Origin of the sequence: Streptococcus agalactiae, from assembly GCF_949788565.1 — a bacterium.
Classification (GTDB): domain Bacteria; phylum Bacillota; class Bacilli; order Lactobacillales; family Streptococcaceae; genus Streptococcus; species Streptococcus agalactiae.
The window spans coordinates 88,929-95,000 of sequence record NZ_OX460931.1 but is presented as its reverse complement, the minus strand read 5'-3'; the positions used below and the strand labels follow the sequence as shown (position 1 = coordinate 95,000).

At 43.0% G+C, this 6,072-nt stretch carries 6 protein-coding genes, 1 tRNA gene and 2 rRNA genes (1 of these 9 cut by a window edge); all 9 read right to left on the bottom strand.

The features are described 5' to 3' along the window. Positions 1 to 1,095 (bottom strand): 23S ribosomal RNA (locus QOR44_RS00615); it reaches 1,808 nt to the left of the window's first position. 154 nt (positions 1,096 to 1,249) lie between these two features. Further along, positions 1,250 to 1,322: transfer RNA gene (locus QOR44_RS00610), tRNA-Ala, on the bottom strand. A 54-nt stretch (positions 1,323 to 1,376) separates the two neighbouring features. Next, positions 1,377 to 2,925, bottom strand: a 16S ribosomal RNA gene (locus QOR44_RS00605). The 16S and 23S rRNA genes sit together here with 1 tRNA gene alongside, the layout of an rRNA operon. Positions 2,926 to 3,512: 587 nt before the next feature. After that, on the bottom strand, positions 3,513 to 3,899 hold the full coding sequence (rplQ, locus tag QOR44_RS00600) for a 50S ribosomal protein L17 (RefSeq protein WP_000331497.1): 387 nt from the start codon (positions 3,897 to 3,899) through the stop codon (positions 3,513 to 3,515). Between the two features lie 14 nt (positions 3,900 to 3,913). Then, entirely contained in the window at positions 3,914 to 4,852 is a 939-nt protein-coding gene (locus QOR44_RS00595; RefSeq protein ID WP_000568977.1) for a DNA-directed RNA polymerase subunit alpha, read from the bottom strand. Between the two features lie 49 nt (positions 4,853 to 4,901). Beyond that, positions 4,902 to 5,285, bottom strand: coding sequence for a 30S ribosomal protein S11 (gene rpsK / locus QOR44_RS00590; RefSeq protein ID WP_001118387.1), 384 nt, complete (start codon positions 5,283 to 5,285; stop codon positions 4,902 to 4,904). Positions 5,286 to 5,302: 17 nt separating this feature from the next. Then, on the bottom strand, positions 5,303 to 5,668 hold the full coding sequence (gene rpsM / locus QOR44_RS00585) for a 30S ribosomal protein S13 (RefSeq protein ID WP_000090785.1): 366 nt from the start codon (positions 5,666 to 5,668) through the stop codon (positions 5,303 to 5,305). A gap of 17 nt (positions 5,669 to 5,685) precedes the next feature. Beyond that, positions 5,686 to 5,802 carry a 50S ribosomal protein L36 gene (gene rpmJ, locus QOR44_RS00580; protein WP_000868345.1) on the bottom strand — a complete coding sequence of 39 codons (117 nt, stop codon included), beginning with the start codon at positions 5,800 to 5,802 and terminating at the stop codon, positions 5,686 to 5,688. Between the two features lie 25 nt (positions 5,803 to 5,827). Then, complete coding sequence (gene infA, locus QOR44_RS00575) at positions 5,828 to 6,046, bottom strand: translation initiation factor IF-1 (protein ID WP_001040189.1); 219 nt, start codon at positions 6,044 to 6,046, stop codon at positions 5,828 to 5,830. Positions 6,047 to 6,072 lie beyond the last annotated feature (26 nt).

Here is a 6,072-nt window from a genome sequence, read left to right as displayed (position 1 = left end):
TAACATCCTAGTTGTCTGTGCAACCCCACATCCTTTTCCACTTAACATATATTTTGGGACCTTAGCTGGTGGTCTGGGCTGTTTCCCTTTCGACTACGGATCTTAGCACTCGCAGTCTGACTGCCGATTATATCTCGTTGGCATTCGGAGTTTATCTGAGATTGGTAATCCGGGATGGACCCCTCACCCAAACAGTGCTCTACCTCCAAGAGACTTAACATCGACGCTAGCCCTAAAGCTATTTCGGAGAGAACCAGCTATCTCCAAGTTCGTTTGGAATTTCTCCGCTACCCACAAGTCATCCAAGCACTTTTCAACGTGCCCTGGTTCGGTCCTCCAGTGAGTTTTACCTCACCTTCAACCTGCTCATGGGTAGGTCACATGGTTTCGGGTCTACAACATGATACTATGACGCCCTATTAAGACTCGGTTTCCCTACGGCTCCGTCTCTTCAACTTAACCTCGCATCATATCGTAACTCGCCGGTTCATTCTACAAAAGGCACGCTCTCACCCATTAACGGGCTCGAACTTGTTGTAGGCACACGGTTTCAGGTTCTATTTCACTCCCCTCCCGGGGTGCTTTTCACCTTTCCCTCACGGTACTGGTTCACTATCGGTCACTAGAGAGTATTTAGGGTTGGGAGATGGTCCTCCCAGATTCCGACGAGATTTCGCGTGTCTCGCCGTACTCAGGATACTGCTAAGGTTAATCTATCATTTTAAATACGAGGCTGTTACTCTCTTTGGCTTACCTTCCCAGGTAATTCTTCTATAATGATTAATCCTATATCGCAGTCCTACAACCCCGAAGTGTAAACACTTCGGTTTGCCCTCCTGCCGTTTCGCTCGCCGCTACTAAGGCAATCGCTTTTGCTTTCTCTTCCTGCAGCTACTTAGATGTTTCAGTTCACTGCGTCTTCCTTCTCATATCCTTAACAGATATGGATACTAGTCATTAACTAGTGGGTTCCCCCATTCGGACATCTCTGGATCAGCGCTTACTTACAGCTCCCCAAAGCATTTCGTCGTTAGTCACGTCCTTCTTCGGCTTCTAGTGCCAAGGCATCCACCGTGCGCCCTTATTAACTTAACCTTATTAACCTAGTTTCTTTAAAACTAGAAAACTCATTAAATATTCACAGCGTTTTCGGTTTATTTTCTTGTTACTTTCTACAATCTATTTCTAGATCGTGGAATTTGATATAGATATTCAATTTTCAATGAACAATTTGAATCTTTCGATTCAATGGAGCCTAGCGGGATCGAACCGCTGACCTCCTGCGTGCAAAGCAGGCGCTCTCCCAGCTGAGCTAAGGCCCCACAAGACCTCTCAAAACTAAACAAGACACAAATGGCAGGTTTCCTTATCCTTAGAAAGGAGGTGATCCAGCCGCACCTTCCGATACGGCTACCTTGTTACGACTTCACCCCAATCATCTATCCCACCTTAGGCGGCTGGCTCCTAAAAGGTTACCTCACCGACTTCGGGTGTTACAAACTCTCGTGGTGTGACGGGCGGTGTGTACAAGGCCCGGGAACGTATTCACCGCGGCGTGCTGATCCGCGATTACTAGCGATTCCGACTTCATGTAGGCGAGTTGCAGCCTACAATCCGAACTGAGATTGGCTTTAAGAGATTAGCTTGCCGTCACCGGCTTGCGACTCGTTGTACCAACCATTGTAGCACGTGTGTAGCCCAGGTCATAAGGGGCATGATGATTTGACGTCATCCCCACCTTCCTCCGGTTTATTACCGGCAGTCTCGCTAGAGTGCCCAACTTAATGATGGCAACTAACAATAGGGGTTGCGCTCGTTGCGGGACTTAACCCAACATCTCACGACACGAGCTGACGACAACCATGCACCACCTGTCACTTCTGCTCCGAAGAGAAAGCCTATCTCTAGGCCGGTCAGAAGGATGTCAAGACCTGGTAAGGTTCTTCGCGTTGCTTCGAATTAAACCACATGCTCCACCGCTTGTGCGGGCCCCCGTCAATTCCTTTGAGTTTCAACCTTGCGGTCGTACTCCCCAGGCGGAGTGCTTAATGCGTTAGCTGCGGCACTAAGCCCCGGAAAGGGCCTAACACCTAGCACTCATCGTTTACGGCGTGGACTACCAGGGTATCTAATCCTGTTTGCTCCCCACGCTTTCGAGCCTCAGCGTCAGTTACAGACCAGAGAGCCGCTTTCGCCACCGGTGTTCCTCCATATATCTACGCATTTCACCGCTACACATGGAATTCCACTCTCCCCTTCTGCACTCAAGTCCTCCAGTTTCCAAAGCGTACAATGGTTAAGCCACTGCCTTTAACTTCAGACTTAAAGAACCGCCTGCGCTCGCTTTACGCCCAATAAATCCGGACAACGCTCGGGACCTACGTATTACCGCGGCTGCTGGCACGTAGTTAGCCGTCCCTTTCTGGTTAGTTACCGTCACTTGGTAGATTTTCCACTCCTACCAACGTTCTTCTCTAACAACAGAGCTTTACGATCCGAAAACCTTCTTCACTCACGCGGCGTTGCTCGGTCAGACTTCCGTCCATTGCCGAAGATTCCCTACTGCTGCCTCCCGTAGGAGTCTGGGCCGTGTCTCAGTCCCAGTGTGGCCGATCACCCTCTCAGGTCGGCTATGTATCGTCGCCTTGGTGAGCCTTTACCTCACCAACTAGCTAATACAACGCAGGTCCATCTCACAGTGAAGCAATTGCTCCTTTTAAATAACTAACATGTGTTAATTACTCTTATGCGGTATTAGCTATCGTTTCCAATAGTTATCCCCCGCTATGAGGCAGGTTACCTACGCGTTACTCACCCGTTCGCAACTCATCAGTCTAGTGTAAACACCAAACCTCAGCGTTCTACTTGCATGTATTAGGCACGCCGCCAGCGTTCGTCCTGAGCCAGGATCAAACTCTCATTAAAAGTTTGAGCTTTGCTCTTTTCTGTCTCGCTGACAGATTTATTGTTTTTTTGTCATTGACGGATTTACAGTGTAAATCCACCCTGCACATTCGTTCGTCTTGTTCAGTTTTCAAAGGTCTTTGCCTCTCTTGAGACAACTTCTATATTCTAGCAAACTTATTCTGCTTTGTCAACTACTTTTTTTAAGTTGTTAACTACGCGCTAATAGAAACTGCTCTCTTGAGACAACTTATTCATTATACTAAATATTTCTACTTCCTGTCAATACTATTTTTGTATTTTATAAATTTAGTATAGATATAACTATGCCTCTATATTCAATTAAGAGAAATTATATAACCACTATTGAGAAATGTAATCTAGCGATTAAATTCTTTGCTCATTGAAAATATCCAATAAATATAATAATGCATAAAACGCCTGCTTACGAAATATAAACAAAATTGTTTGTATTTCGTAAACAAGCGTTACCTATTTAACAATATATGATGAGTGTTCCCGCTGAGAATAATTCTCAGCGGTAGACCAGAGCTAGACTAAGAATCAATTGATTCCATCATCATAACACTCAACAAAATTGATAAAAATTATACTAATTCAATAATTGCCATTGGGGCAGCATCGCCACGGCGTGGTTCTGTTTTAAGAATACGAGTGTATCCTCCGTTACGTTCAGCATAACGAGGTGCAATGTCGTCAAAAAGTTTTTGAAGAGCTGTTGTTGATGTATATTTATCAGAAGCTTCATCATAGTTTTCTGATGCAATTTCATTACGTACATAAGCAGCAGCTTGACGACGAGCATGTAAATCACCACGTTTACCTAGAGTAATCATTTTTTCAACTGTTTTACGGATTTCTTTAGCACGTGCTTCAGTAGTTACAATTGATTCGTTGATAAGAAGATCGGTTGTCAAATCACGAAGCATTGCCTTACGTTGTGAGCTAGTGCGTCCTAGTTTACGGTAAGCCATTATGTCCTCCTATTTTATTTATCGTTTTTTAATCCAAGACCTAGATCGGCAAGTTTGATTTTAACTTCTTCAAGACTCTTACGTCCTAAGTTTCGGACTTTCATCATTTCAGGCTCAGTTTTTTCTGTTAAATCAAATACTGTATTAATTCCAGCACGTTTTAAACAGTTATATGAGCGCACTGACAAATCAAGTTCCTCAATTGTCCGGTCAAGCACTTTCTCATCGTTCACTTTCTCTGTTTCCTTCATTACTTCAGTTGCTTTAGCAACCTCTGTTAAATCAGTAAACAAGTTTAAGTGTTCAATTAAGACGCGAGCTGAAAGACCAAGAGCATCCTCAGGAATGATTGTGCCATTTGTCATGATTTCAATAGTTAATTTATCAAAGCCATCGTTACTACCTACACGAGCAGGTTCAACTTGATAATTAACTTTTTTCACTGGTGTATAGATTGAATCTACAGCCAATGTTCCCACTGGTGCATCATCTTTTTTATTTCCTTCTGCTGGAACATAACCTCGGTTTTTAGCAACTGTCATTGTTGCTTTCAAACTGTGACCTTCAGCAATTGTGAAAAGATAATGGTCAGGGTTTACAATTTCGATATCACTATCTGTTAAAATATCTCCGGCAGTAATTTCTGCAGGACCTTCAACGTCTAGTTCGATAATCTTTTCGTCTTCGACGTAAGATTTCACAGCAAGTCCTTTTACATTAAGGATGATTTGCATCACATCTTCACGTACACCTGGGATAGTATCAAATTCGTGTAATACTCCATCAATTTTGATTGATGTGACTGCTGCACCTGGAAGTGAAGACAGAAGCACACGACGAAGAGAGTTTCCTAGAGTTGTACCGTAGCCACGTTCTAGTGGTTCGATGACAAATCTGCCGTAATCTTTATTTTCATCAATTTTTGTTATTATTGGTTTTTCAAACTCAATCATTTAGTTACTCCCTCTTAAACGAAAAGTTGTGTACTATAAAATGCTATGATTATACACGACGACGTTTTGGAGGACGAGCACCATTATGTGGTACAGGAGTCACATCACGAATTGCAGTTACTTCAAGACCAGCTGCAGCAAGGGCACGGATAGCAGATTCACGACCTGAACCAGGACCTTTTACAGTAACTTCAACAGTTTTAAGACCGTGTTCTTGTGCAGATTTAGCAGCAGCTTCAGCAGCCATTTGAGCAGCAAATGGAGTAGATTTACGAGAACCTTTAAATCCAAGAGCACCAGCTGATGACCATGCAAGAGCGTTACCATGCACATCTGTAATCATAACAATAGTGTTATTGAATGTAGCGTGAATATGAGCAACACCAGATTCGATGTTCTTTTTCACACGACGTTTGCGTGTTGGTTTAGCCAATTGTTTTACCTCCTATTTTATTTTTTCTTACCTGCAATCGCAACAGCTTTACCTTTACGAGTGCGAGCGTTATTTTTAGTATTTTGTCCACGGACAGGAAGTCCACGACGGTGACGGATTCCACGGTATGAACCGATTTCCATCAAACGTTTAATATTCAAGTTTACCTCACGACGTAGGTCACCTTCAACTTTGATTGCATCAACTTCACGACGGATAGCGTCCTCTTGATCTGGTGTCAAATCTTTAACGCGGATATCTTCAGAAATACCTGCAGCTGCTAAGATTTTTTTAGATGTAGAAAGACCAATTCCGTATACATAAGTAAGTGAAATTACTACACGTTTGTCATTTGGAATATCAACTCCAGCAATACGAGCCATTTTATCTCCTTTCTATATTATCCTTGACGTTGTTTGTGTTTTGGGTTTGTCGGACAAATTACCATAACACGACCGTTACGACGAATAACTTTACAGTATTCGCAAATTGGTTTAACCGATGGTCTTACCTTCATGTTTTAATCCCTCCAATTATTTCGACTATTTAAAGCGGTATGTGATGCGTCCACGTGTTAAATCGTATGGGCTCATTTCAACAGTAACACGATCACCTACCAAAATACGGATGTAGTTTTTACGGATTTTTCCTGATACAGTTGCCAAAATTTGGTGTCCATTTTCCAACTCAACAGTAAACATTGCATTAGGCATAGTTTCAACAACTTTACCTTCAATTTCAATCACATCTTCTTTTGCCACGCAAAAGTACCCCCTAAATTTCGATT